General features: G+C 66.0%; 23 protein-coding genes. 8 read left to right on the top strand and 15 right to left on the bottom strand.

The features are described from left to right. Window positions 1-2 precede the first annotated feature (2 nt). Genes IEW98_RS01575 through IEW98_RS01550 form a run of 6 tightly spaced genes read right to left on the bottom strand, consistent with a single transcriptional unit; the run spans window position 3 to window position 6,603 of the window. Complete coding sequence (locus IEW98_RS01575) at window positions 3-1,040, bottom strand: alcohol dehydrogenase family protein (protein ID WP_188761159.1); 1,038 nt, start codon at window positions 1,038-1,040, stop codon at window positions 3-5. Next, on the bottom strand, window positions 1,037-2,077 hold the full coding sequence (locus IEW98_RS01570; RefSeq protein ID WP_188761158.1) for an amidohydrolase family protein: 1,041 nt from the start codon (window positions 2,075-2,077) through the stop codon (window positions 1,037-1,039). Before IEW98_RS01570 ends, IEW98_RS01575 begins: the two co-directional genes overlap by 4 nt. After that, complete coding sequence (locus IEW98_RS01565; RefSeq protein ID WP_188761157.1) at window positions 2,074-3,618, bottom strand: acyl-CoA synthetase; 1,545 nt, start codon at window positions 3,616-3,618, stop codon at window positions 2,074-2,076. Before IEW98_RS01565 ends, IEW98_RS01570 begins: the two co-directional genes overlap by 4 nt. A gap of 23 nt (window positions 3,619-3,641) precedes the next feature. Further along, complete coding sequence (locus IEW98_RS01560; RefSeq protein ID WP_188761156.1) at window positions 3,642-4,868, bottom strand: acyl-CoA dehydrogenase family protein; 1,227 nt, start codon at window positions 4,866-4,868, stop codon at window positions 3,642-3,644. A gap of 11 nt (window positions 4,869-4,879) precedes the next feature. Further along, the gene (locus tag IEW98_RS01555) at window positions 4,880-5,617 is read right to left on the bottom strand and encodes an SDR family NAD(P)-dependent oxidoreductase (protein ID WP_188761155.1); all 738 of its coding nucleotides are present in this window, start codon (window positions 5,615-5,617) and stop codon (window positions 4,880-4,882) included. Further along, on the bottom strand, window positions 5,614-6,603 hold the full coding sequence (locus IEW98_RS01550; RefSeq protein WP_207792475.1) for a phosphotransferase family protein: 990 nt from the start codon (window positions 6,601-6,603) through the stop codon (window positions 5,614-5,616). The genes IEW98_RS01555 and IEW98_RS01550 overlap by 4 nt, the downstream gene beginning before the upstream one ends. Window positions 6,604-6,727: 124 nt before the next feature. Between IEW98_RS01550 and IEW98_RS01545 the strand changes: the two genes are divergently transcribed. Together IEW98_RS01545 and IEW98_RS01540 are read left to right on the top strand one after the other, a co-directional pair. Then, entirely contained in the window at window positions 6,728-7,381 is a 654-nt protein-coding gene (locus tag IEW98_RS01545) for a TetR/AcrR family transcriptional regulator (protein WP_188761154.1), read from the top strand. 24 nt (window positions 7,382-7,405) lie between these two features. Further along, window positions 7,406-8,098 carry an HPP family protein gene (locus IEW98_RS01540; protein ID WP_188761153.1) on the top strand — a complete coding sequence of 231 codons (693 nt, stop codon included), beginning with the start codon at window positions 7,406-7,408 and terminating at the stop codon, window positions 8,096-8,098. Here IEW98_RS01540 and IEW98_RS01535 read toward each other — a convergent pair. The 5 genes from IEW98_RS01535 to IEW98_RS01515 form a co-directional block, all read right to left on the bottom strand. Beyond that, window positions 8,079-9,182: an acyl-CoA dehydrogenase family protein gene (locus IEW98_RS01535; protein ID WP_188761152.1), complete on the bottom strand. Its 1,104-nt coding sequence runs from the start codon at window positions 9,180-9,182 to the stop codon at window positions 8,079-8,081. The two genes, IEW98_RS01540 and IEW98_RS01535, sit on opposite strands and share 20 nt — an antisense overlap. Window positions 9,183-9,195: 13 nt before the next feature. Then, window positions 9,196-10,407 carry an acyl-CoA dehydrogenase family protein gene (locus tag IEW98_RS01530; RefSeq protein WP_188761151.1) on the bottom strand — a complete coding sequence of 404 codons (1,212 nt, stop codon included), beginning with the start codon at window positions 10,405-10,407 and terminating at the stop codon, window positions 9,196-9,198. After that, the gene (locus tag IEW98_RS01525; protein ID WP_188761150.1) at window positions 10,404-11,591 is read right to left on the bottom strand and encodes an acyl-CoA dehydrogenase family protein; all 1,188 of its coding nucleotides are present in this window, start codon (window positions 11,589-11,591) and stop codon (window positions 10,404-10,406) included. Before IEW98_RS01525 ends, IEW98_RS01530 begins: the two co-directional genes overlap by 4 nt. 370 nt (window positions 11,592-11,961) lie before the next feature. Next, window positions 11,962-13,149, bottom strand: a complete 1,188-nt coding sequence (locus IEW98_RS01520) for an aromatic ring-hydroxylating oxygenase subunit alpha (RefSeq protein WP_188761149.1) — start codon at window positions 13,147-13,149, stop codon at window positions 11,962-11,964. A 63-nt stretch (window positions 13,150-13,212) separates the two neighbouring features. Further along, window positions 13,213-14,067, bottom strand: coding sequence for an alpha/beta fold hydrolase (locus IEW98_RS01515; RefSeq protein WP_207792473.1), 855 nt, complete (start codon window positions 14,065-14,067; stop codon window positions 13,213-13,215). Window positions 14,068-14,173: 106 nt separating this feature from the next. On the opposite strand from IEW98_RS01515, the gene IEW98_RS01510 reads away from it, so the two are divergent. Further along, window positions 14,174-14,848, top strand: coding sequence for a TetR/AcrR family transcriptional regulator (locus tag IEW98_RS01510; protein ID WP_188761148.1), 675 nt, complete (start codon window positions 14,174-14,176; stop codon window positions 14,846-14,848). Between the two features lie 50 nt (window positions 14,849-14,898). Here the strand turns inward: IEW98_RS01510 and IEW98_RS16090 are convergent, their stop codons facing one another. From IEW98_RS16090 to IEW98_RS01500, 3 genes are all read right to left on the bottom strand, one after another. Continuing rightward, the gene (locus tag IEW98_RS16090) at window positions 14,899-16,032 is read right to left on the bottom strand and encodes a TonB-dependent receptor (protein ID WP_207792472.1); all 1,134 of its coding nucleotides are present in this window, start codon (window positions 16,030-16,032) and stop codon (window positions 14,899-14,901) included. After that, window positions 15,999-17,192, bottom strand: coding sequence for a TonB-dependent receptor plug domain-containing protein (locus IEW98_RS16085; RefSeq protein WP_207792471.1), 1,194 nt, complete (start codon window positions 17,190-17,192; stop codon window positions 15,999-16,001). Before IEW98_RS16085 ends, IEW98_RS16090 begins: the two co-directional genes overlap by 34 nt. Before the next feature lie 247 nt (window positions 17,193-17,439). Next, window positions 17,440-19,053 carry a GMC family oxidoreductase gene (locus IEW98_RS01500; protein ID WP_188761147.1) on the bottom strand — a complete coding sequence of 538 codons (1,614 nt, stop codon included), beginning with the start codon at window positions 19,051-19,053 and terminating at the stop codon, window positions 17,440-17,442. A 184-nt stretch (window positions 19,054-19,237) separates the two neighbouring features. Here IEW98_RS01500 and IEW98_RS01495 point away from each other — a divergent pair, with 184 nt between their 5' ends. The 5 genes from IEW98_RS01495 to IEW98_RS01475 all read left to right on the top strand — a co-directional run bounded on the left by IEW98_RS01495 (window position 19,238) and on the right by IEW98_RS01475 (window position 24,755). Continuing rightward, window positions 19,238-20,737, top strand: coding sequence for a class I adenylate-forming enzyme family protein (locus IEW98_RS01495; protein ID WP_188761146.1), 1,500 nt, complete (start codon window positions 19,238-19,240; stop codon window positions 20,735-20,737). Between the two features lie 6 nt (window positions 20,738-20,743). Further along, window positions 20,744-21,964 (top strand): cytochrome P450, encoded by a 1,221-nt coding sequence (locus IEW98_RS01490; protein ID WP_207792470.1) that lies wholly within the window; start codon window positions 20,744-20,746, stop codon window positions 21,962-21,964. Next, window positions 21,961-22,374, top strand: coding sequence for a Zn-ribbon domain-containing OB-fold protein (locus tag IEW98_RS01485; protein ID WP_188761145.1), 414 nt, complete (start codon window positions 21,961-21,963; stop codon window positions 22,372-22,374). The genes IEW98_RS01490 and IEW98_RS01485 overlap by 4 nt, the downstream gene beginning before the upstream one ends. Next, window positions 22,371-23,540, top strand: a complete 1,170-nt coding sequence (locus IEW98_RS01480) for a thiolase C-terminal domain-containing protein (RefSeq protein ID WP_188761144.1) — start codon at window positions 22,371-22,373, stop codon at window positions 23,538-23,540. The genes IEW98_RS01485 and IEW98_RS01480 overlap by 4 nt, the downstream gene beginning before the upstream one ends. Window positions 23,541-23,981: 441 nt before the next feature. Continuing rightward, window positions 23,982-24,755 (top strand): bestrophin-like domain, encoded by a 774-nt coding sequence (locus tag IEW98_RS01475; RefSeq protein ID WP_207792469.1) that lies wholly within the window; start codon window positions 23,982-23,984, stop codon window positions 24,753-24,755. A 48-nt stretch (window positions 24,756-24,803) separates the two neighbouring features. On the opposite strand, the gene IEW98_RS01470 is transcribed toward IEW98_RS01475, so the two are convergent. Beyond that, the gene (locus IEW98_RS01470) at window positions 24,804-25,772 is read right to left on the bottom strand and encodes a magnesium and cobalt transport protein CorA (RefSeq protein ID WP_188761143.1); all 969 of its coding nucleotides are present in this window, start codon (window positions 25,770-25,772) and stop codon (window positions 24,804-24,806) included. Window positions 25,773-25,806 lie beyond the last annotated feature (34 nt).

Raw genomic sequence — 25,806 nt, 5'->3', positions numbered from 1 at the left:
CCCTACGGCACCAGTACCATCTTCAGCGCCCCGGCGCTTCGGCTGTCGAACGCCTCATAAGCCGCCGCGCCGCTGCTCAGCGGCATGACGTGGCTTATATACCGTTCGGGCTTCAGCCGCCCGGACTGCACCAGCGGCATCAGTGCCGGCCATTCCTCGGGCACCGAGCACGTCCCGATTCGGAATGTCAGCCCGGCGGCAAAGGCGCGCTCGAGCGGAAACGCATAACGCCGCGACTGCTGCACGCCGATCACCGAGACGGTCCCACGCCGCGTCACCAGCCGCAGCGCCAGGTCGACCGTCGCATCATGCCCCACCGCCTCGACCACGCAATCGACCTTGCGGCCATGCGTCGCCTCGCGAATATGCTCGATGGCTTCATCCGGAGACAACGCAATTGCCCCCGATCCGGCCGCCAGTGCCCGCCGCTCGGCAATCGGATCGATCGCGAACACGACATGCGCGCCCATCACGAATGCGCTGTCGACCGCCATCAGCCCGATCGGACCCAGCCCGATCACCGCGACGCTGCTGCCCGGCTTGATGTCGGCGTTGCGCGCGCCGAACCACGCCGTCGCCAGCGCGTCGGTCATCATCAGCGCCTGGTCGCGGCTGATGCCCTCCGGGATCTTCACCGCGTTGCTGTCGGCTGCCGGTACCCGGAACGTCTCGGCCTGGACGCCCTGCAATTTCGCCGACAGGCCATAACAGCCGGCGCCGTTGTTCTCGCAGCCGATGACATTGCCCGACAGGCACGACCGGCACGCGCCGCAGCCCACCGCCGCCGGGATCATGACCTTGTCGCCGACCCGCAACCGCGTCACCGCGCGCCCGACCTCGACGATCTCGCCGACCGCCTCATGGCCGACACAAAAGCCGACATCCTCGGAAAATCCATGCCCGTGATAGATATGCAGGTCGCTGCCGCAGATCGAGCAGGCCTCCATCTGGACGATGGCATCGCGATCCGATTCCAGCCGCGGGTCGTCCATCGAGTCAAAGCGGATATCGCGCTCGCCAAAATAGCGCAGGGCCTTCATGCCAGCCCCTCCAGCCGATAGAAACGCGCCGCGGTCCCGGCAAACAGCGCCGCCTTCTCGTCCGCCGAAGCCCCCGCCGCGATGCGCTTGAAGGCATTCCACAGCACCGGATAATCCGCGCCCCAGCGATCGACCGGGAAATTGCTTTCGAACATGCAACGCTCGGCGCCGAACGCCTCGATGCATGTCTCGATATAGGGCCGCCACGCATTCGCCAGCACGTCCGACGACGGTCGCGTGCCCGGCCCCATGCCCTCGAACCCAGCAAATGGCATGGCCAGACCGCCGAGCTTCATCGACACATTCGGGCAGGCCGCCAGCGCCCGGATATTCGCCGCCCACCCGGCAAACCGCTCCTCGAGCCGCCCCGCATAGGCTCCGATCCCCACCGGCGTCCCGACATGGTCGATGACCATCGCCGTATCCGGAAACGCCCGCGCCAGATCTACCACTCCCGGCAATTGCGGCTCGATCACCCACACATCGAGCGACAGCCCGCGCGCCGCAAAATGCGCCACTGCCTGCCGGACCGCCGGATCACCCGTCAGGCCCGCCGCCGCATGCCCTAACGGCCCCAGCACCGCCGGGTCCGCGTCATGCGCCATCATGTGCCGAATGCCGCGAAACCGCCCGCCACCCGCCGCAATATGCGCGTCAAGCACCTGCGCGACGCCATCGCCCAGCCCCAGATCGGCATGCCCGACGATCCCGGCACATGCCCGCACCTGGCCATAGACGCCGCTCGCCGCCATCGCCGCGACGCCATTGACAAACTCGGTCTCGCCCACCGGCTTCATTGCCTCCGGGCCATCCGCCCGATAAAATGCCCCGCACTGGACATAGACCGTACCGATGACATTGTGCCCGCTGCCGGTATCCGCCACCAGTTCGTCGAGCAAATACCGCGGCGACTGGCGCAGGACAGCATCGAAGCCATGCGTCTCCGGCGGCAGCAATGCGACCCGTGATCGCCAATCCCACAAATGGTGATGCGGATCGATGATCGGCAGTTCGGGCTCGATGATAATTTCGCTCATATCGCGGTTCCCCGGCCTTCCCAGAATGGCGCGCGCAGCTTGCGCTTGAAGATCTTGCCCGAATCCTCGCGCGGCAGGTCATCGGCAAAATCGATCCGCCGCGGCACCTTGTACCCTGCCAGCGACCGCCGCAGCTCGGCGCGCAACGCCCCGGAATCGAGCATTTGCCCCGGCATCGCCTGCACGACCGCCATCACGCTCTCGCCGAACTCCTCGTCGGGAATGCCGAACACCGCGCAATCGGCAACCCCGGGCATCTTGTGCAATTCGGCCTCGATCTCGGCCGGATAGATGTTGGCGCCGCCGGAGATGATCATGTCGGTCTTGCGGTCGCACAAATACAAAAACCCGTCGGCGTCGAAATATCCCATGTCGCCCGGGGTGATCAGCCCGGCCTTCTCCATCGCCGCGCGCTTTTCCGGCGCGTTGCGATAGGTGAACTCGGCGGCACCCCGCCCACGCCCGATGACTTCGCCGATCGTCCCCGCCGGCACGTCGTTGCCTTCGTCGTCGATCACCCGCACATCGACATCGGGCATTACCCGCCCGACCGATCCTGGGTGCGCCAGCCATTCGTCGGCGGTCAGTGATGTCACATTGCCCATCTCGGTCGAGCCATAATATTCGTTGATGATCGGCCCCCACCATTCGATCATCGCCCGCTTCACCGGCGGCGGGCACGGCGCCGCCGCGTGCGTCACGAACTTCAGCGAGCTCAAATCATACCGCCGGCGCACCTCCTCGGGCAGCCGCAACAACCGGTTGAACATGATCGGCACCATGTTCAGATGGGTGATCCGCTTCGCCTCGATCAGCTCCAGCAGCTCTTCGGCATCGAAGCGCGGCATGACGACGACGTTGGCCCCGCAGCGTATCGAGAACGCCGAATGGGCATTCGGCGCCGCATGATAGACCGGGCCGATGACCGCCGTGACGATCTCGGCCGGGTCGGCGCGCCCCTCCAGATAATCGGTATAGCCATAGGTCCAGCCAAGCATCCTGGACACCGCCGCACCCTGTTCGGGCGTGAACGTCTCGCGCCACACGCCCTTGGGCCGGCCGGTCGTCCCCGACGTATAGATGATCGTGCTCGGTGCGACTTCGGCTTCGCGGGTCATCGGCGCCGCCGCATCAACCAGTTCCTGCCACAGCGGAAATCCCGCCGGCAGCGCCGCGGTGATGCCATAGGCGGCGCAAACTTCGGGCGGCGTCGCCACCACCACGATGCGCAACCCTTCGGGGATGGCGTCCGCAATCGGCGGCAGCAGGTCGGCGTGGATCAGCAGCAGCTTGACCCCGGAGTCGCGCAGCAGATACCCCGCCTCGTCGGCGGTGTAGTGCCAGTTGACCGGCACCGGGTACACGCCGAGCAACCCTGCCCCGAAACTCGCCTCGAAAAACGCCAGGTCGTTGCGCAGGTACAGCGCCACGCCGTCGCCCTTCCGGATGCCAAGTTGTTCCAGCACCGTCGCCGCCCGCGCCACCCGGTCGCCGAATTCGACCGCGTCCAGCGTGCGCTCGCCGCTACTGATCCAACCCATGACGTTCTCCCCAAGTCACGGTTTCACCGCGCATTCATCGCATTATATTCGCGGATCTTGGCCTTGCCGAGCTGGGACATATGAACCTCGTCGGGCCCATCCGCGAGCCGCAGAAACCGGTTGAGCGTAAAGAACCCGGCGATCGGCGTATCGTCGCTCACCCCCATGCCGCCATGCGCCTGGATCGCGCGATCGGTCACCGTCTGCGCCATTTGCGGCGCGATCACCTTGATCGCCGCGATCAGGTCCTTGGCGACGACATTGCCATGCCGGTCCATCTGGTCGGCGGCCTTCAGCGTCAGCAGCCGGGCCATCTCGATCTCGCAGAACGACCGCGCCACGTCCTGCCGGATGCTGCCCTGATCCGACAGCTTCTTGCCGAACGCGGTCCGGCTCTCGACCCGCCGCGCCATGATCTCGAGCGAACGCTGCGCCTGGCCGATCGACCGCATGCAATGGTGGATGCGCCCTGGCCCGAGCCGCCCCTGCGCGATCTCGAAGCCGCGCCCTTCCCCAAGGATAAGGTTTGCCGCCGGCACCCGGACATTCTCGAACCGCATCTCGGCCTCGCCGCCCGGCGAGTTCTTCGATCCGAATACCGTCAGGTTGCGCACGATGCTCACCCCCGGCGTATTCGCCGGCACGATGATCGTCGAATGCTGCCGATGGCGCGGGTTGTCGAGCAGCGTCTTGCCCATCACCAGCAACAGCGAGCACCGCGGGTCCATCACCCCCGAGATCCACCATTTCCGCCCATTGAGCACGTAATCATCGCCGTCGCGCAGGATCGTCAGCTCGATGTTGGTCGCGTCCGACGACGCCACCTGCGGCTCGGTCATCACATAAGCCGAGCGAATTCCGCCCGCCAGCAGCGGCTTGAGCCACATTTCCTGCTGCTCGGGGCTGCCGTACCGCGCCAGCACTTCCATGTTGCCGGTATCGGGCGCCGAGCAGTTGAAGACCTCCGAACACCATGGCGCCCGCCCCATGATCTCGGCCAGCGGCGCATATTCGAGGTTGGTCAGCCCGGGGCTCCAGGCGCCATATTCATGCGGCAGGAACAGGTTCCACAAGCCCTGCGCCATGGCCTCGGCCTTCAGCGTGTCGAGCTCCGGCCAATATTTCCACAAATTGGCGTGCTCGGTCACCCAGTCGTGGTGCGCCTGCTCGGCTGGATAAACGTGCAGGTCCATGAACGCTTCGAGCTTGGCGACCAGCGCCTTCACCTTCTCGGAATGGTCGAAAATCATTGCCAAATCTCCTAAAGTGAAAGGCCGCCATCGACGATCAGCGTGTGCCCGTTCACATATGCGGCGAGCGGCGAAGCGAGGAACAGCGCGGCACCCGCCATGTCGGCGGGAGTCCCCATCCGGCCGGAAGGAATCGCCGCTAGCGCTCCTTCGAGGCGCTTTGGGTGTTCGGTGGTGACCTTGGTCAGCTTGGTATCGACCAGCCCCGGCGCCAGCCCATTCACCCGGATACCCTCAGGCGCCCATGCCTGCCCGAGCGTCCTGGTCAGGTTGATCGCCCCGGCCTTCGACGCCGCATAGGCCGGGTTGCCCTTGTTGGCCTTGGTCCCCGAAATCGAGCTGACGATAACGATCGAGCCGCGACTTGCCGCCAGATCGCCCCGAAAGCGCCGGCAGCAATGCATCAAACTGTCGAGGTTGACCGCCATCACCCGGTCCCAGCCCTCGCGTTCGAACTCGCCGCGGCGATAGACGACAGTGCCTTGCGACAGCACCAGCACGTCCAACCCGGCGAACGGCGCCGGCGCATCCGCAATCGCATCGGGATCACCGACATCGACGCAATCATAGCCCAGCCCCGACAGGTCCGACCCCTCATTGCCGGCATAATCCGCGGCGCTCCGCCTGGTGCCCCAGACATGCACCCGCGCGCCGCGTGTCCGGAACGCGTGGGCGATGCCATTGCCGATCCCGCTCGATCCGCCGACGACCAGGACGGTCTTGCCACTGAAATCCATATCGTCGTTCATCTGATCCACCTCAGTGCGCGTTCGAAAAGTCCGACAGTCTTGGCGTGGAGCAGGTCACCCGTCGCGCGCGGCGCCTTGCCGGCACAGGCGCGGGCATGGGTGCCCTCGAGGATGATGCCCAGCTTGTAGCAGGCGAGCACCGCGTACCAGTCGATCGCCGACAGGTCGCGCGATGTCCGTGGCCGGTAGTGGTCGACCAGTTCGGCGATCGTCGGAAATCCGTCCCACGGCTGGATCGCGACCGCCTCGTCGCCATGCTCGTCGCCCTCTGGCCAAGTCGCCATTAGCCACCCCAAGTCAATTAACGGGTCGCCGATCGTCGTCAGCTCCCAATCGATGATCGCCGCCAGTTCGGGGCCGTCGTGCCGGTACATCACATTGGAAAGATGATAGTCGCCGTGAATGATCCCCGGCTCGCCGTCGACCGGCCGATGCGCCTCGAGCCACGCCGCCACCTGCGCAACCCCCGGGATCGCATCCGGCCCGGTCCAGCCGGCAAACTCGCCGTACGACGTCAATTGCGACTGCCACCGCGCCACCTGCCGCGCCAGATAATTGTCGGGCTTGCCGAACCCCTCCAGCCCAAGCGTACGATAATCCAGCGCCCCCAACCCGGCGATGCCCTCGGTCAACGCCAACCCCATCCGCCGGCGTATCGCCGGCGAGCCCGAATGCAGCGCTGGCAGCCCCATCGTCGCGTTGAAGCCGTCGATCGGCTCCATCAAATAGAAGGCCGCCCCCAGCACACTCTCGTCGCCGCACGCCGCAATCAACCGCGGATGCGGCACCCCGGTATCGGCGATCGCCGCCAGCATCCGCGCCTCGCGCCGCATCGTCTCGTTAGAATTGGCGCGCAGATGCGGCGGTGGCCGGCGCAGCACATAACCACGCCCGTCGCGCTCGAAACGCAGCAGGATATTCTGCGTACCCCCGGTCAACAGCGCCGCGTTCGAGATCGGCCCTGATCCCAAGGCCTCGCGATCCATCCAACCGGTCAACGCGCCTTCATCAACACCTGCAGGAAACTCGCTCGTCATCATCCTCGTGTATTTAAGACAGTTGGATAATGCACTTGACGTAACTGCTAGGCAGTGGAAATCAGGCTTTGCAATGCCTGACCCCACAGCCCCGAAACCGCGGACCGACGCCGCCGACCATCTCAAGTCGGTCGCCCGCCTGTTGTTCGCCGAGCGCGGCATCGACGGCGTCACCGTCCGCGACATCGCCGAGGTCGCCGGCCAGAAGAACCACGCCGCCGTCGGCTATCACTTCGGCTCGAAGGACGCTCTCGTCCGCGAGATCATCCTCGACGGTGCGATCCTGATCGACCGGCGCCGCAACGAATGGCTCGACGAACGCGAATCCCGGGGCGGCCCGCGCAGCGTCCGCGAAGTCGTCGATGTGCTGATCTACGCCGGCGTCGATCTCGCTGGCGACGGTGCCGAAAATGGCTATAGCCGCTTCGTCGTCATGCTCGGCATGACCCACCGCCAGTTCTTCATGGACACGCTCGCCGATCGCTGGAATTCAGGCTATCTGCGCTGCCTCGAACATTTGCGCCGGCTGATGCCCGCCATGCCCGCGGCGCTCAAGAACCAGCGCTTCGTCTTCATGGGCGCCTATCTCGGCAGCGTCCTCGCCGCCCGCGAAGCACAACTTGCCGACACCGCACGCGACCATCCAAGCTGGCAATCGGACACCGCACTCGCCCATTTCGCCCTGACGATGACCGCAATGCTCGAATGCCCGGCTGATCGACTATAGACGTCGGCATCCATGAATATTCGAATGCCACGATTTTTCGTTCCGTTGCTCGCCGGTGGCACCTTTGCCGACCGCTTGGTCGCCTGTATCGGCGCAGCGCTCTGCATTGCCTTGACCGTCCTGATCATTGCAGCCCCGTTCGATGACCCGAACCTCCTGCTGCTCGTCGCCGCGCCCATTGGCGCCTCGGCCGTGCTGGTCTTCGCCGTACCGGCAAGCCCGCTGGCGCAGCCCTGGCCGGTCATCGGCGGCAATGTGATCTCGGCCCTTGTCGGCGTTACCGTTGCACAGTTGGTGCCTATCCCCGCCCTTGCCGCCGGCCTGGCCGTTGGCGGCGCCATTCTCGCCATGTCGCTGACCCGCTCGCTCCATCCCCCCGGCGGTGCCGCTGCCTTGTCCGCCGTACTCGGTGGTCCCGCCATGCTGGCCGCCGGATACACCTACCCGTTCCTGCCGGTCGCACTCAACGCCGTGATCCTCACCGCGCTCGCCATCGCCTTCCACCGCTTTTCAGGCCACAGCTATCCGCACCGTCCTGTCCCCGTCGCCGGCCATCTCCTGCCACCGCCGATACTGCCGCTCCACCCGGAGGACATCGACCAAGCCCTTGCCGACCTCGGCGAGACCTTCGACGTGGCGCGCGAGGATCTCGACCTGCTGTTCAGCCGCGTCGAACACCATGCAGCATTGCGAGCCCTCAGCCCGCCACCGAAATAAACCGCTCGACATGATGGTCGGTCGTTCCGAACTCGCCCTCGATCACCGTCGCCCGCTTGAAATAATGGCTGACCGCGGCATCGTCGGTCATCCCCATGCCGCCGTGCAACTGGACCGCATTTTGCCCCACGAACCGGCACGCCTCGCCGATCGTCACCTTGGCCACCGACGCCGCCCGCGCGCGTTCGGCGGGCTCGGCCTCCAGCCGCAACGTCGCCAGATAGACCGCCGACGTCGCCATCTCGATCTGCATGAACATGTCGACCATCCGGTGCTGCAAAACCTGGAACGAAGCGATCGGCTGCCCGAACTGCTTCCGCTGCCCGGTATATTCGATCGTGTCCGCCAGCATCCGCCGCATCACGCCGACCGCCTCCGCGCCCATCGCCGCGATCGAGATATCGCCGACACGTTCGAGCACCGGCAGCGCCGCACCCTCTTCGCCGAGCAAGGCATCGCCTGACAGCACCACGCCCTCGAAGCGCACGTCCGCCGCCCGCCGCCCGTCGATCGTCGGATAGGACATCAGGCTCACGCCGATCGCATCCGGCGCCACGACGAACAGCGACGTCCCCGTGTCGGTCAGCGCGCTGACAATGAGATGCGTCGCCCAAGGCGCTCCCACAACCACCGATTTCAGCCCATCGAGCCGCCAGCCGTTGCCCTCGCGCACCGCCCGCGTTGTCCTCGGCTGCCAGCCATAGCGCGTATCGGGCTCGGCCCAGGCCAGCGCCAGCCGCACGTCGCCGGCAATGATGCCGTCCGACAGCGCCTGCGCAGCCTCGCCGCCTGCGGCGCGCAACACCGCCGCCCCCGTCACCACCGTCTCGAGGAACGGCACGGTGATCAACGCCTCGCCCAGTTCCTCCATGACGACCATCACCGTCACCGCGTCGTGCGGCACTGCGATATCGGCGAGGCTGAGGATGCCCAGGTCGTCCGCAAACGCCGTCCACGTCGCCGCGTCCCAGCCGCTCTCCGATCGGCTGATCGCCCGCCGATGCTCGAAGCCGTGATGACTTTTCAGCCAGCCGCGCACGCTGTCGCGCAGCTGCTGCTGTTCGCCCGAAAGACTGAAATCCATAAGGGGGTCCTGTTTACAGCCGAAGCGTCTTGGCGATGATGTTGCGCTGGATTTCGTTCGACCCGGCATAAATCGACCCGGCGCGCTCGTTGAGATAGCGCAGCGGCGCGACCGCCGCCTGGCGCGGGCCGACGAACGTACCGTGCGCATGCGGCAGCGAAACCTGGCCCCCCGGCATGCCCGCCTGCGGCTGGTAGGCCATGCCATACCGCCCCGCCACGAGCAGCCCGAGCTCGGTAACATGCTGCTGCAACTCGGTACCGAGCACCTTCATCACCGACGCCGACGCCCCCGACAAAGCCGGCCCCGCCATCGCCCGAAACTCATACGTCTCGAACGCGGCCAGCCGGATCCGCGCCAGTGCCAGCCGCCGCACGAACGCCGCGTCGTCCGCCAGCATTCCATCCCCCACCGCGACCGTCCGCGCCGCCGCCTCGATCTGATCCAACCGCACCTGCAGGTCCGGCGCATAGGCCGACCCGCCGCGCTCGAACTCGAGCAGGTACTTCGCCACCGTCCAGCCATTGTCGATCGCACCAACGACATTGGCCTTGGGCACCCGCACCTGGTCGAAGAATATCTCGTTCTGGATATGCTCGCCCGCTGGCGACACAATGGGCCGCACCGTCACCCCCGGCGTCGTCATGTCCACGAGCAAAAACGTGATCCCCTGCTGCAGCCGCTCGAGCCGCGACGTGCGCACCAGGAAAAATCCCCAGTTCGCGACATCGGCATGGGTGTTCCAGATCTTCTGCCCCGTGCACACCAGCGCGTCGCCGTCATCCTCGGCGCGCATCTGCAGCGCCGCGAGATCCGATCCCGCCCCTGGCTCGGAATAGCCCTGGCACCAGAAATGCTCGCCGCTCAGCATCCGCGGCAGGAAATGCGCCTTTTGCCAATCGTTGCCATGCCCGATGATCGCCGGCCCGCACATCGCGATCCCCATCGGCGACACCGGCGGCGCCCCGGCCGCCGCACGCTCGCGAGCAAAGATATATCGCTGCGCTACGCTCCACCCGGCGCCGCCATGCTCCACCGGCCAGGCCGGCGCGACCCAGCCGCGCTTGTGCAATATTCGCTGCCACGCCAGCGATCGCTCATGATCGGCATAGACACTGGTCATCCATGTCCCTGCCGACCGCAGCTCGTCCGTCAAATTCTCGGCGAAAAATTCCCGCACTTCCTGCCGAAACGCTAGTTCGTCATCGCTCCAGTCGAGGTTCATGCCCTGCGCCCGAGTGCCCCACCGCGGGCAAGATGCCGCCAGACGATGGTCTTCTGCACCTCGGTAGACCCGCCATAGATCGTCTGCGCCCGCTCGAACAAATAGGATGCCGTGCGCGTCACCGCAAAACCCGGCACCGCTGGCGCCTGCGCCGACCATCCCGCGGCACTGCGATCGACCAGCGCCGACCGGTCGCGCCCGGCCAGTTCCACCCACAGCGCGGTGATCTCTTGCGCCAGCTGCGTGCACGCGATCTTCAGCCCCGAGACCGCCGCCGGCTCGGCGTCGCCCGTCAACACGCGCAAGACGCTGATCTCGACCACATCGAGCATGATCCCCGCCCGCGCCAGCCGCTGGCGAAAGCCGTTATTGGCCCCCAGCCGTTCCTCCCCCAGCACCGCCAGCGCCGCGAGGTCGGCGCGCTTGCGGCCGACATGCGCGTACGAAACCCGCTCCGCCGACAACAGCACATTGGCATAGTACCAGCCGCGCCCCTCCTCGCCGATCAGGTTCGTCGCCGGCACCCGCACCGCATCGAACCTCACCTGGTTGAGCTCGTGCGACCCGTCCATCGTGATGATCGGCCGCACCTCGACCCCCGGCGTCCGCATGTCGACGCAGATCATCGAGATACCGTCCTGCTTGCGCGCCGTCTTCTCGGTCCGCACCAGGCAGAATATCCAGTCGGCCCAATGTGCCCCCGACGTCCAGATCTTCGATCCCTGCAGGATGAAATCATCGCCATCGCGCGTCGCCGTCATCGCCAGCGAGGCCAGGTCCGACCCCGATTCCGGCTCGGAATAACCCTGCGCCCACATCGCCCGTGATTCGAGAATGTCGGGCAACCAGTGCGCCTGCTGCTCCGGCGTCCCGAACGCACAGACGATCGGCCCGATATAGATCACCGCCATCGGGATGATCGAAAGCGCCCCCGCCCGCTCGAGTTCCTGCTCGAACAGATACCGCCGCACCGGCGTCCACCCCGGCCCGCCATGTTCCGCCGGCCAGCCGACCCCCAGCCAGCCACGCGCCTGCAATGCCTGCTGGGCGCGGACATGATCATCCCGCGTCAGCACGATCCCGGCGCGCGCCTTGTCGATTATATCGCGCGGATAGTCGCGTTCGAAAAAAATCCGCGCCTCGTCGACAAAGGCCAAGTCGTCGGCATCGATCAACAGGTCCATATGCCATCATCCTCGCAAACCTGCACTTGCACACAGGTTTACGAACTACCGCCGTCGGATAAAGCCAATTCGGCGTGTCCAGTTCAATTGGAGAGGGGCGGGCATGATCGAGGGTGGATGCAATTGCGGCGCCATTCGCTACCGTATCGCGGGCGAGCGCTGACCATCGCCGCCGCCCGGTTGACCGAACGCGCCACCACCCGCGCCGACGACCAAACCCGCTCGTCATTCTGAACTTGTTTCAGCATCCACCGAGACGCCGAACACGATCGCGCCAGTCAAAGCGATACTCAGCCCGCGCAACACCCCGGATCCGCTCATCCCGAGCGAAATCGAAGGACGCCCGACTTGCCGAGCCAAGACCCCGCGATCAAACCTCCATCAGCGCCTCGATCGCATCGTAATAATTCACGATATTCGCCTCCAGCCCACAGTAAAGCGTCGTCTCCGGATACCCCGTCGACAGCCCCGCCTGGCTGATCTCCGCCGCGCGAAAATCCTCGCCGCCGAAAACCTTGATGATCAGGTCGTACGACCGCTCGAACACCTCCTCGGCTTTCGGTGTCGTCGCCGGGCCGGGCGTCAGCATGAAATAATGCACCGTCGTATGATCGACGCCGCGCGGCACCAGGATCATCACGCTGATATAATACTGGCTCGTCACGACGACGACGTTAGGGAACGCCGTATAGGCATGCGTCACCAGCTTGTGGACATTGCCCTCCGGGTCGTCGTCGACCATCGACGGCTCATACCCGATACGCCCCGATACCTGGCGCACATTGGCACCGAACATATCGACGATATTCGGCGCATCGACGAACAGCCGCCCGATCGATGCCGCGTGCAGCCGCTGCACATGATAGCCTTCCAGAAACGGCTCGAGCACCAGCTTCCAGTTGGCCTTCAGCTCGAACGACTTGCGCCCATAGACATGCGCCCCGGCCATGCCGAACGCCTTGAAATCCGCTGTAACCTGGTCCGATACCTGCGACCAGTCCGGATCGCGGCCATCGAGCTGGGCATAGACCACGCCGCCCCACAGCCGCGACGGCAGCTGCTTCAGCCCGCGGCTGCCCTTGTCCAGCCCCTCGAACATCTCGGCGCGCGCCACCCCGACCAGTCTGCCGTCGAGCCCATAGGTCCAGGCGTGATATGGGCACGTCAGCCGGCTCTGCTTGTGGACTTCGCAATCCTCGACCAGCTTGGAACCCTTGTGCTGGCACGAATTGATGAACACCCGGATCTCGTCGTCGCGGGTCCGCGTCACCAGCAACGGCATGCCATAGGCCTCGACGGCGACCACCGACCCGGGCTCCGCCAGCACCGCCTCAAGCGTGATCGGCACCGGATAGCGCCGGAAAATGCCCGCCTGCTCGGCGTCGAAGCGCGCCTGCCCGGTAAAGATGGCGTTGGGCCGCGACGCCGCGATCGGCACGTTGACCGCGTCCTTCTCGGCCGGGATCCGGCGGATGGCGGCCTGCTGGCTGGCAGTCAGGTCGACCAGCCGGGTGACCTTGCGCAGCGCCGGCTGCGTCAGTTCGGCGATGTTTTCCATGGCGCGCTCACCCTCCCAAGATGAGCGACGACATTACCCTGACACTAATCTAATGACAATAGTTTATCGTCCCGAAAGTGGCAGGTGCCGCTCCAGGAATCCCGTCACCCCGGCGTTAAAGGCATCGTTGCGATCCCCCGCCACCATGTGCCCCGCCCCCGTCACATCGACCACTTCCAGTGCCGGCACCAGTGCCCGGAACGCCGCGATCCCGGCATCGCTGACGACGTCGCTCTGCAACCCGCGCACCAGCAGAACCGGCGGCGCCGCCGCATCCGCCAGCGTCGCTGCCGATGCTTTGACGACGGCATGATCCACCGCCGGCCCGTCCGACAGGATCCGCGGGTCCCAATGCCAGACCAGCCGGCCGTCCTCGCGGTGCCGCAGGTTGCGCATCAACCCGGTGGTATCGCGCGGTCGCGGCCGCGACGGATTATACGCCGCCACCGCATCGACCGCCTCACCCAACGTCGCAAAGCCATCGGGATTGCCGCGCATGAAATTGACGATCCGCGCGATGCCCGCCGCCTCCGGCTCGGGCACGATATCGACCAGCACCACCGCCGCCGGCTGCAGGCCCAGCGCCACCGAATGGATCGCCGTCGCCCCGCCCAGCGACGCGCCGACGACCGCGAATGGCGCCGAAAGCGAGCCCGCCACCACCGCCAGGTCCGCGGCCCGGTCATCGAGACCATAGGCTCCCGCGTCCGACCACCCACTGTCACCGTGCCCGCGCGCGTCGAAGCTGATGACCCGGTAGCCGCGCTGGGCCAGCACCGTCATCGCCCCTGCCCAGCTATGCCGCGTCTGCCCGCCGCCATGGAGCAGGATCACCGCCGGCGCACCCTGCGGCCCCGCGACGTCGGCCACCAGTTCGATCCCGTCGCCCGCCTGGAAACGCTTCACCGCCATCATCATATCCTGTCTAACAAGATTAGTTTTTTCCGTGCCCGACTCTGGCGCCGCTGCGCCGTGCCTTCTACGGTGCCCCGATGACCTGCAACAAGGCCGGGAAAATCGGCGAATGACATCATCACCGTCTGCAACCGCCGCCGCAACAACGCCGCGCGTGCCCCGCGCCGGCCGCCCCGCCTCGCCGCTGATAACCCGGCGCGCCGCCGCGGATGCCGCGCTCAGCCTCATCGACAGTGGCGGCCTCGACGGCCTCAGCCTCCAGGCCGTGGCCCGCGTCCTCGGCGTCAGCGCGCCGTCGCTCTATCACCACTTTCGCGACAAGGAAGAGCTTCTCACCCAGGTCGCCCGCTGTTTCCTCGAGGAGATCGGCCATCAGCAGGAACGCTGGTCCGACGATTGGGAAACCCGCACCATCGAGCTCAGCCTCGCCACCCGGCGCGTCGCCCTCCGCCATCCCAACGCCGCCCCGCTGGCGCTGCGCTTCTTCCCGCGCAAGCTGATGCTGCCGGCCTATGAACGCTCGCTCGTCGATTGCCCCTATCCGCCGCAATTCCACGCCGTCATCCTCGAAGCCGTCGAAAAATTCACCTATGGCTCGGCGCTGTTCGCCGCCGCTGCCGAGGCACACCACACCCCGGCGATGCCACCCGTCGACGAGGCGCATTTCCCCTATCTCGCCAGCGCCATCGCCGCCGCCCCGGCCAGCGACGAGGACCTCCACGTCGAGGCCCTGCGCGCGCTTCTGGACGGTTTCCGCGTCCGCTACGGCCCGCGCCAGCGATAGCGATAGCGATAGCGCCAGCGGTAGCGTCAGCGGCAGCGCCCCGAAACCGGCTAGAACTTCAGCGCCAGCTCAAGAAAAATCTCCCTCGGATTGTCCACGAATGCCGACATATCCGCCAGGACGCCGGTGTTGGTCCCCGTCCCGGTCCCGCCGGCAAACGGAATGTCGTTCGCCGCCGTCACCGTCAGCTTGTTGGTCAGGTTCCGCCCGATCAGCGACACCGTCCACAGTCCGTCCGAACCGCACAGCGCCAGTGCCGCATCGATCCGCGCATACGCCGGCTGGATCGAATCCACCCGCAGCGCATCGGTGTAATTATATTCCGACGTATAACTAACGTCGCTCGAGGCCCGCAGCGACAGCCCCGACCTGCCCAACGGCGCATCCATGGTGAATCCCAGCCGCCCGGCAAACTTCGGTGCCTTCGGCGGCGTCCGCCCATCGTAATCCTGCGACGTAAACGCCGTGCCGACGGGCAGCAGATTGCACCCCTGCGCGATTGTCTGCCCCGGAAAACACTGCCCGATATAATCGGCGTATTCGGCGTCGTTATACGCCCCGGCGCCGCGCAGGCTGAACCCGTCGATGCCTGGCACCCGGTAATTGAAATCCGCCTCAACCCCCTGGGTCCGCAGCGCCCCGGCGTTGCCCGCCGTCAATGAAACGCTCTGCGGGTCGAAGAACTGCACCTGCAGGTCGCTGTAAATATAGCGATACGCGGTGATGTTGAAGCTCAGCCGCCGGTCGAACTGCAAGGTCCGCAGCCCGATCTCGCCGCCCTCTGCCGTCTCTGCGCCGTATCGTCCCGCCGCCACGCTGGCCGCCGGCGTCAGCGCCTGCGAGATATTGAACCCGCCCGCCTTGAAGCCCTGCTTGTAGGCCGCATAAATCGACGTATCCGGTTCGGGCTTGTACCGCACCGTCACCTGCGGCGAGATATTGTCGTCGCGATAACGATCGGTCAGCACGATATTGCCCGGAAACGCGCCGGCAAAGGCGATGTGCGCCGGCAACGACCGCTGGTAGGAATCGCGGGCTTCCAGGCTGTAGCGGGCGCCCGCCGAAATCTCGAACTTCTCGGTCAGGTCGACCGTCGCCTCGCCGAACACCGACATCGAATCGGTTTCAAAGCCATTATCCCGCTTGAATGTCACATACGTGCCCGTCGTCGGATCGAACGGCACCGGGAAGATATATAGGCATCCGTATCGAACTTGAACTTGCCATGCGCATAAAACGCCCCGACCAGCACATTGAGCGGCCCGGCAAATTTCGACTGGAACCGAAGCTCCTGCGAATATTGCGTGAAATTCGCCAGCTGGGAAAAGCTTGCCGGATACGCCTCGCCCGACACATTGTTCAGGTCGGTCTGGTTGAAGCGGTAAAAGCCGGTGATCGACGCCAGGTCGAACGGCTCGCTTTCGATGTTCCCCGTCAGGATCGCGTACTGCGAATCGAAATCGGCATACATCCGGCCGTCGCGGGCATTGCGATAGTTCGCCTCCGCAACCTGGATCGGCAGCGCCGAGCTGTCCGACCGGCCATTGACCACGCAATCGGCATTCGGGCTCGGCGGTATGCCGTTCGCCGGCAACGGCGTCGTCCGCCCGCCGCCGCAAACCCGCTCGATAAGGTCCGTCGGCCCGCCGTCGGTCATCTTTGTCGCGCCGCCCTTGAGCTCGAATGTGATGCCGTCTGTCGGCTGCCAGTCGAGCGTCACCCGGCCGCTATAGGCCTCCGAGTAGCCGCGCCGGTCGGCATTGCGTGTCCGCACCTGCCCCGGGATAGGCGTCGGATAGGTCAGCGCCGCCGTGTTGACAAAGGCTCCGTTGGCCTTCGAATACCGCCCGGCAACCCGGCCGCGAATGGTGTCGGTAAGCGGCCCGGAGATATAGGCCTCGACATATTTCTCCTGCGCCTTGAAGCCATAGTCACCCTTGATGCCGGCCTCGAGCTCGTCAGTCGGACCGTTGGTCGTCACGCTGATCAGGCCGCCTGTTGTGTTACGACCGAAATACAGCGCCTGCGGGCCTTTCAGCACTTCGACGCCGCGCACGTCGAACTGCGGCAGGCTGATCTCGCGGCCGCGGCTCATCGGCAGGCCATCGATGACGAACGATACCGATTGGTCGAACCCCGCCGACAGCGCCGTCGACCCCACACCGCGCAGGAAGATGCTCGCCGACGACCCCGAAGCCGCCTTGCCGGCAATCAGCGACGGCACCAATGTCGCCAGGTCGGTCACCCGCGTCACCGAATAGGCATTCAGCGTCGCGCCGCTGACCGCCGTGATCGCTACCGGCGTATCGACCAGCCGCTCGTCCCGCCGCCGCGCCGTTACCACGATCTCGCCCGGCTCATCGGACTGCGCCTGCGACTGCGCAAGGGGCTCGGGGGAGGCGGGAGCAACCGCATCTTGCGCCCATGAAGGCCCGCCAGCGCCGATGTCAGCAGCAATGCAGCCAGGTGAAACTGTCGCGTCATGTTCGATCCCCTCCCATGAAAAATTGTCGTCCCGGCATTTCCGCCGATGTTCTTTCCGATGCCCCAAAGCATCGTAGTCCTAAAACTACAGTCAATAGATAAAAACGTCAGTCAGCGCGTGCCAGCGCTTCGGAAAGGATGAGGTCCGCTGCCCGCCATGCCATTGCCATCGTCGGGCCGGCGGTGTTCCCGGCCGGGATCACCGGCATGACCGAGGTGTCGATCACCCGCAGCCCGCTGACCCCCCGCACTCGCAACTGCGGGTCGACCACCGCGGCATCGTCCTTGCCCATCCGGCAGCTGCCGACGGCGTGATACGCGCACGTCCCGAACCGGTCATAGGCATCGATAATCCCGGCATCGCCGGCGAAGTCCGGTCCCGGCATCGTCTCCTCGCCAACGAATGCCGCCAGCGGCGGCGTCCGCACATAGTCTCGGATGACCTTGACCGCGCCGATCATCGCTTGCCGATCGGCGTCGTTGTCATGGTAATTCGGCCGGAAACTCGCCGGCTTGTCGGGGTCGCGGCTGTCGATATGGATGCTGCCGCGCGACGTCGGCCGCAGCGCATAGACCACCACGTGCATCCCCGGAAACCGCTCGACATCCTGGCGCTGCTTGGCGAAATCGAACGAGAACGGCGCCACCAGCACCTGCGCATCGGGCCGGTTCAGCCCCGGCCGCGTCCGGAACCAGCCGCCGATCTCGTACGCCGCCGCCGACATCGGCCCGGTCCGGTTGAGATAGTAGCGCAGCGCCGATTTCAGCAGCCGCCAGCCATGAAAGTCCCGGTTCTGCGAAACGTCGCTGGTCAGCTTCCACTGCATGATCAGCCCGCGGTGCTCGATCGATCCCTCGCCGACCTGGTCGCTCGCATGGACCAGCGGGATCCCCAGCGCCGCCAGCCGCGCCGCATCGCCGATCCCCGACCGCTCCAATATGCCCGGGCTCGCCATCGCCCCGCCGCAGACGATCACCTCGCGCCGCGCGGCCAAAATCTCCCGCCCGCCCCCACGCACCACCTCGACGCCCACCGCGCGCTTGCCCTCGAACACCACCCGGTCGACCGTGCAATCGGTCACGATCGTCAGGTTCGGGCGTTTCTCGGCCGGCCGCAGGAACGCCGTCGCCGCACTCTGCCTTTTGCCCCCCGAAATCGTCCGCGGCGCATAACCGATGCCATCGCCATCATCCGGCGTGTTGACATCGACCTTGCGCGGCCACCCCATCGCCTCGCCGGCCGCCAGCTGCGCTTCCGACAAGGCATCGCGCAGCACCGGCATCGTCACCTTGAGCGGCCCGCGATCGCCCCGCGTCGGCGCAGCGCCCAGCTCGTGGTTCTCCATTGCCGCATAGGCCGCGCCGATATGCGCCCAGTTCCAGTCGTCGCTGCTGATCTCGGCAATCGCATCGAAATCGGCCGGCTGGCCGCGCACATACATCATGCCGTTGACCGAGCTCGATCCGCCCAGCACCCGGCCGCGTACCCACATCTCCGACTGCCCCGCCGTGCAATCGTCGGGCTGGCTGGCATAGGCCCATAGATGGCTCGGATCGGCCATCACCTTGGCCAGCCCCTTGGGCATCGCAATGAACGGATGCGTGTCGCGCGGCCCTGCCTCGATCAGCAGCACCGAATTCGCCGGGTCCTCCGACAGCCGATACGCCAGCACGCAGCCGGCGGCACCGGCACCGACAATGACATAGTCATGACTGTCCATGGTTTTCCCCGCTCCCGGCGTTCGTACCCCGGTTTATCTAAACGACATAGATAACAGATCGAGCTGGTCGCCAACCCTCTCATCAATACCTATTGCCATTAGATAGAACGCTTCCTAGCATCGCCCGCAGAACGACAGCAATCACGGTGCCAGCCGAAGAATACGGCGCGCCTAAGGGGAACAAATGGCCCAGACTCTACCCGCCGCCATCGCCTGGTGGGCTCGCATGCGCCCCGACCAGGCCGCCGTCGTGCTCGAGGGCGACACCCTCACCTATGCCGCCTGGCACGACTGGTCCGGCCGCGTCGCCGCGCTCCTCGTCGCCGGCGGCCTCGCCCCCGGCGACCGCGTTGCGATCTGCGCCACCAACAGCCTCGCCTATGTCGCGCTCATCCTCGGCATCATCCGCGCCGGCGGCATCGTCGCGCCCATCAACTTCCGCTACACAGCCCGCGAGATCGCCGAGCTGACGGACACCGCCGAGCCCTCGCGCATCTTCGCCATGCCCGAATATTTCGACAAGATCGCCGCCGCCGGCCACGCCCCCGACGACATCGCCGTGATCGCCGCGCTCCGTCACGGCGAACCCGCCAACGTCGCCCACGACCCCGTCCCCGACGCCCCCGTCGTCATCATCGCCACCTCGGGCTCGACGGCAAAGCCCAAAGGTGTCGTCTTCACCAACCGCTCGATGACCGCCTACGCCGCCAACTGGGCCGTCGAAAGCACAGCCTCCGCCGCCGGCGCGCGCGTCATCTGCCTCGCCCCGCTCAACACCTCCGCCGGCTTTGTCCAGCTGATGCACTACGGCGTCCAGGGCTGCACCATCTTCATGGTACCGCAGTTCGTGCCGCTGGAGGCGCTCCGCCTCATCGAAGAACAGCGCATCACCTGCTTCGGCGCCGTGCCCGCCTTTTTCGAATTCATCGCCGCGCTGCCCGAATTCGCCGCTGCCGACCTGTCGTCGCTGCGCCTCGTCACCGCTGGCGGCGCCCGCGTCAGCCGGCAGCTATCCGAAACCTGGGCCGCCCGCGGCATCGTCATCCGCCAGATCTACGGCCAGACCGAGGTCGGCGGCAACGCCACCATGATGCCCGAACACCTCGCAGCAGCCGCCCCCGACAAATGCGGCTGGGGCGGCGTCTTCCTCGATATCCGCGTCGTCCGTCCCGACGGCAGCGACTGCGACCCCGGCGAACGCGGCGAGATCCTCATGCGCTCGCCCGGCATGATGGCCGGCTATTGGCGCAATCCTGAGGAAACCGCCCGCACCATCCGCGCCGGCTGGCTATGGTCGGGCGACATCGGCGTGCTCGACGAACACGGCATGCTGACCTTCATCGATCGCATGAAGGACCTCATCATTTCGGGCTGCCTCAACATCGCCGCTGCCGAGGTCGAAGCCGTCATTGCCGAATTCCCCGGCATCTCCGAAGTGCTGGTCATCGCTGCCCCCGACGCGAAATTCGGCGAGACCCCGTTCGCAGTCATCCACGGCCCCGTCGAAATCGATGTCGCCGCGCTCATCCGCCACTGCGACGCCAACCTCTCGAACTACAAGGTGCCGCGCTTCGTCGCGTTTTCGGCCGAACCGCTTCCCCGCCTCGCCACCGGCAAGCTGTCCAAGCCCGCCGTCCGTCAGATCTATGCGGGTGCCCATGCGCACCTGCCCCGCGTCCGCTGAGGAGCCATGATGAACACCCCCGACCATATTCCCCCGCACGTCCCCCGGCACCTTGTCTTCGAATTCGACATCTACGCCGATCCGCGCATCGATTGCGCCGTCCAGGACAGCTACGCCGCTGCCATCGAGACCGCGCCCGACATTTTCTGGACCCCGGCCAACGGCGGCCACTGGATGGTCCGCCGCATGGACGCCATCGCCGCCATCGCCACCGACCCCGAACATTTCTCGGTTCGCGAAATGCAGATCCCCCGCGTTCCCAACCCGCCGTTCTTCATCCCGCTCAGCCTCGATCCGCCCCACAACCTGCCCTACCGCCGCGCCATGGCGCCGATGTTCGGCCCGGTCGCGATCAAGGCCATCGAGCCCCGCCTGCGCTACTGGGCCGAATCCATCGTCGCCGGCGTTGCCGACAAGGGCGCGTGCGACTTCATGGCCGATGTCGCAAAGGTCTATCCGGTCACCGTCTTCATGGAATTGATGGGCATGGACCTGTCGCGCCTCCACGAATTCCGCCATCTCGCCGAACGCTTTTTCGAGGTCCAGAACGACGCCGAGGAACTCGGCCAGCTCAGCGCGACAATCCTCGGGCTGTTGAAGGGCCTGATCGACGAAAAGCGCACCAGCCCCGACGACAAGCTGATGAGCCACTTCATCCAGGCCGATGTCGGCGAAGGCACCCCCCGCACCATGTCCGACGACGAGATCCTGGCGATGAGCTTCGTGCTCTTCCTCGGCGGCATGGACACCGTCACCAACGTCACCGGCTTCGCGTATCAGCAACTCGCCCAGATGCCGGAACTGCAGGCCCGCCTCGCCGCCGACCCGTCGCTGTCCGGCGCCTTCGCCGACGAGGCCGTCCGCGCCTTCGGTGTCGTCAACGCCCCGCGCCTCGTCGTCAAGGACAAGGACCTGCTCGGCGTCCCCTTCCGCGCCGGCGACATGGTCCTCAACCTCCTCCCCATGGGCAGCCGCGACGACCGCAAGTTCACCCTCCCCGGCCTTGTCGACATCGATCGCAAGCGCGCCGCCCACATCACCTTCTCGACCGGCCCCCACCTCTGCATCGGCCATGTCCCGGGCCGCGCCGAAATCCGCATCCTCATCGAAACCTGGGTCCGCCACATCCCGGCCTTCCGCATCGTCCCCGGCGCCGTCCGCCCCTTCCGCACCGGCACCGTCATGGCGCTCGAGGCGCTCCCCCTCGCCTGGGGAACCGCCAAATGACCCGCTCCTCCGGCGCCGACGCACCCTATTGGCAGGGCCTTGCGGACGGCAAACTCCTCTTCCCCCGCTGTACCGGCTGCGACCGCTGGATGTGGCCTGCCGGGCACCGCTGCGGCAGTTGCGGCGCGGTCGGCGTCACCTGGACCGAGCGTGCGATGACCGCCGCAATCTTCTCCTGGACCCGCACCTGGCACCGCTTCGCGCTCACCGAATCGCTGGACCTGCCGTTCACCAGCATCGTCGCCGAAGTCGATGATTGCGGCATCCGCCTGCTCGGCCGCCTCGACGACCCCGATCGCATCGATCCCGTCATCGGCGAACCCCTCACCGGCCGCATCGGCACCACCGTCATTAGAACTGGCGTGGGCACCGACCCGATCCCGACGATCATCTGGAGCCGCCTCGCATGACCCACCCGCTCTATGGCACCACCGCCATCGCCGGCGTCGGCCTGCGCCAGTACAAGCGCGGCGCCGCCCCCCTCCCCGAACGCTCCGTCCTTGTCGAAGCCGTGCTCGCCGCCTGCGCCGATGCCGGCTTCGACCCCGCCGAAATCGACGGCTTCGTCTCCTATGGCGACGATCACAACGAACCCGTCCGCCTCATGCCCGAACTCGGCATCCGCGAACTGCGCTGGTCGTCCGCCGTCTGGGGCGGCGGCGGCGGCGGCATCGCCGGCGCGTTTGGGGTTGCAGCGAGCGCCATCCTCACCGGCCAGGCCACCGCCGTCGTCATCTTCCGCGCCCTTGTCGAAGGCTCGAGCGGGCGACTCTCGGCGGCAGTCATGGCCCACCACCTCACCGATCACCTGCTCGCCGCCGGCGTCGTCTCCCCGGCGCAAGTCTGCGCCATCCGCGCCACCCGCCTGTTCGACCACCACGGCGTCCCCCGCGACATCGTCGAGGACCTCGTCCGCGCGTCCTACTACCACGGCAACCGCAACCCCGAGGCGGTCAGCTTCGGCCAGGACTTCGACATCGAATCGCTGCGCCGCTCGCGGATGATCGCCGAACCCTTCCGCCTGTTCGATTGCAGCCGCGAAAACGATGGTGCCGGCGCGCTGTTGATGGTCGCCGCCGACCGCGCCCGCGACCTTGCCAAGCCCCCCGTCTACCTCCTCGGCTGCGCACAAGGCGCGGAAGCCGGCTGGGGCGACCTCCTCGAAAACGACGCCGCCGACCTTTACGCCACCGCCGGTTTCCGCCCCGTCGCCAAACGCCTCTACGCCGACACCGGCCTCACCCCGGCCGACATCGATGTCGTCCAGCTTTACGAAAACTTCGATGCCCAAGGTGTCATGTCGCTGATCGACCATGGCTTTTGCAGCCACGAAAGCGCCGCCGACGTCATCCGCTTCGACAACCTCATCGCCGACGGCGGCAAGCTGCCGGTCAACACCTCGGGCGGCAACCTCGCCCAGGGTTTCATCCACGGCATCGGCCTGCCGATCGAGGCCGTCCGCCAGCTCCGCGGCGAATCCGCCAACCCTGTCGCCGGCGCCCGCACCTGCCTGCTCGCCGGCGGGCCAGGTTCCCCCACCGTCAGCTCGGCGATTTTCGCCAACCGGTTCGACTGAGGTCAGCATGGCACGGATATCCTACCCCGACCCATGTTCGGTATCGATATCGAAGATGACAAGTCCTGGACGCCGGCAAAACTCCACACGTCACAGCCGGGATTTCGGGGTCGGCTGTCAGGCCCTTGCAGCAGCACGGCGCTCTGCCGCCGGCACACGGATGTCGGAAACGGAAAACCAGCCCGGCGTATTCTCGATGGTCGTCGCCATCTTGCGCCTGCACTGACATCGATCAACATCCCTGCGATACGCCATGGCCGGTGACACTCCTGGTCTTGCATCCACCGCCAACAGATCCAGTTGCAAAAAGGCCGCTCTGCGGACTTGCCTCGCAAACCCAACCGATTATTGTCCGACACTTGATCGTGTCGGACCTGACACGACCTGTCCCGAATTTCTGCGGCCGGCTCGGCGGCGAGCGGGTTGCAAGGAGACCCCGGTTTGCAACTCCTGTTCACTCACCCGTTGGTGCTGTGTATCGCCCTGTTCGCGGCATTCCTGCTCAGCCTCGAGCTCGGTCGGTGGCTGGCCCGGCGCGCGATAGCCTCGGGTCATGCAGAGGCAAGCGGCAGTGCCGTCGACGCCGCCGTTTTCGCCGTTCTCGGCCTGCTCATCGCCTTCACTTTCTCCGCGGCGGCCGCGCGCTTCGATCACCGCCGCGACCTCATCGTCGAGGAAGCCAATGCCATCGGCACCGCCTGGCTGCGCATCGACCTCGTTCCCGCCGACGCCCGGCCGCCCTTGCGCAATGCCTTTCGCCGCTATGCCGCTTCCCGCGTCGATGCCTATGCGCACGTTGGCAACGAAGCTGATTTCAGGGCCGCACTCGGTCGTTCCACCGCAACCCAGGGCGAAATCTGGCAATTGGCCATCACCGCCGGGGCAAGGCCCGACGCCCTGCCGGCCGCCAACATGCTGCTGCTTCCGGCACTGAACGACATGATCGACATCACCGCGACACGGGCGCTTTCGATGCTGATGCACACGCCCGCGACAATCGCAATCATGCTCCTGACGCTCGCAATGGTTGCCGCGGCGCTGGCCGGGTTCGGCATGGGCGCTGCCCGAAACCGCGACTGGCTCCGATTGCTCAGTTTCGCGGCAATCATGACCGTGACGCTCTACGTCATCGCCGACCTCGAATTTCCGCGGTTCGGCATCATCAATGTTGCCGAATTCGAAAACGCCGCGATCGCGCTCACACACCTGCAGTGAACGCCTTGCACCGCAATTAACGGGTTTGGCTGCTGGCGATTGGCCGGCTCACAACCATTTGGTGTGCCGGAACCAGAGGAACAGTCCGGAGCAGGCACTGGCAATCACGCCCAGCACGACGAAATAGCCGAACTGGGTCTTCAGCTCGGGCATGTTCTCGAAATTCATCCCATAGATGCCGGCGATCGCGGTCGGCACCGCAAGGATGGCGGCCCAGGCAGCGAGCTGGCGGGTGATGCCGCCGGTGCGCTGCTGTTCGAGCAGGGTGCTGAATTCGAACACCGATGTCAGCACCTCGCGCAAATCGTCGACGATCATCTGGACGCGGCGGACATGGTCATGCACGTCGTTGAAATAGGGCCGCGATTCCTTGTCGATGCACGGCAGTTCGAGCCGGACGAACTTGCTGGCAACTTCGCCCATCGGCACCAGGATGCGCTGGAACCGCATCAGCTCGCGGCGCAGCGCGAAGATGCGGCTGATTTCGGCGCGGCCGAGGAAATTGTCGATTGCCCGCCGCTCCATTTCGAGCACTTCGAGCTCGATGGTCTCGACCATGGGCAAATAGCCGTCGCTGATGAAATCGAGAATGGCGTGCAGGATATAATCGACGCCGTGCGCCAGCAGGGTCGGGGTCGCCTCGAGGTCGGTCCGCAGCCCGGTATGGGCGCGCATCGAGCCGTGGCGGACGCTGATGATGTGGCTATGGCCGACGAACACCGCGGTCTCGCCATAGGCGATGGTATCGCCTTCGAGATAGGCGGTGCGTGCGACGACGAACAACTGGTCGCCATAGACATCGACCTTGGGCAGCTGGTGCGCCTTGAAGGCATCCTCGACGGCAAGGGGGTGCAGGGCATAGGTCTGCTGCAGCGTGCGCAGTTCCGCCGCGGTCGGGTCGGCGATACCGATCCAGACGAACTCGGATTTCTCGTGCACGCAGTCCACCTTGTCGGTGATGGCGACCTCGCGGACGCGGACACCGTCGCGGTACATGAAGGCAGCTACTACGGTCATACGGGCTCTGGCTCGGCGGGGTGCGAAAACGCAG

The sequence above is a fragment of the Sandarakinorhabdus glacialis genome, from assembly GCF_014643455.1.
Lineage (GTDB): Bacteria > Pseudomonadota > Alphaproteobacteria > Sphingomonadales > Sphingomonadaceae > Sandarakinorhabdus > Sandarakinorhabdus glacialis.
The sequence above is the reverse complement of the archived record's forward strand: the minus strand, read 5'-3'. Positions and strand labels throughout refer to the sequence as shown.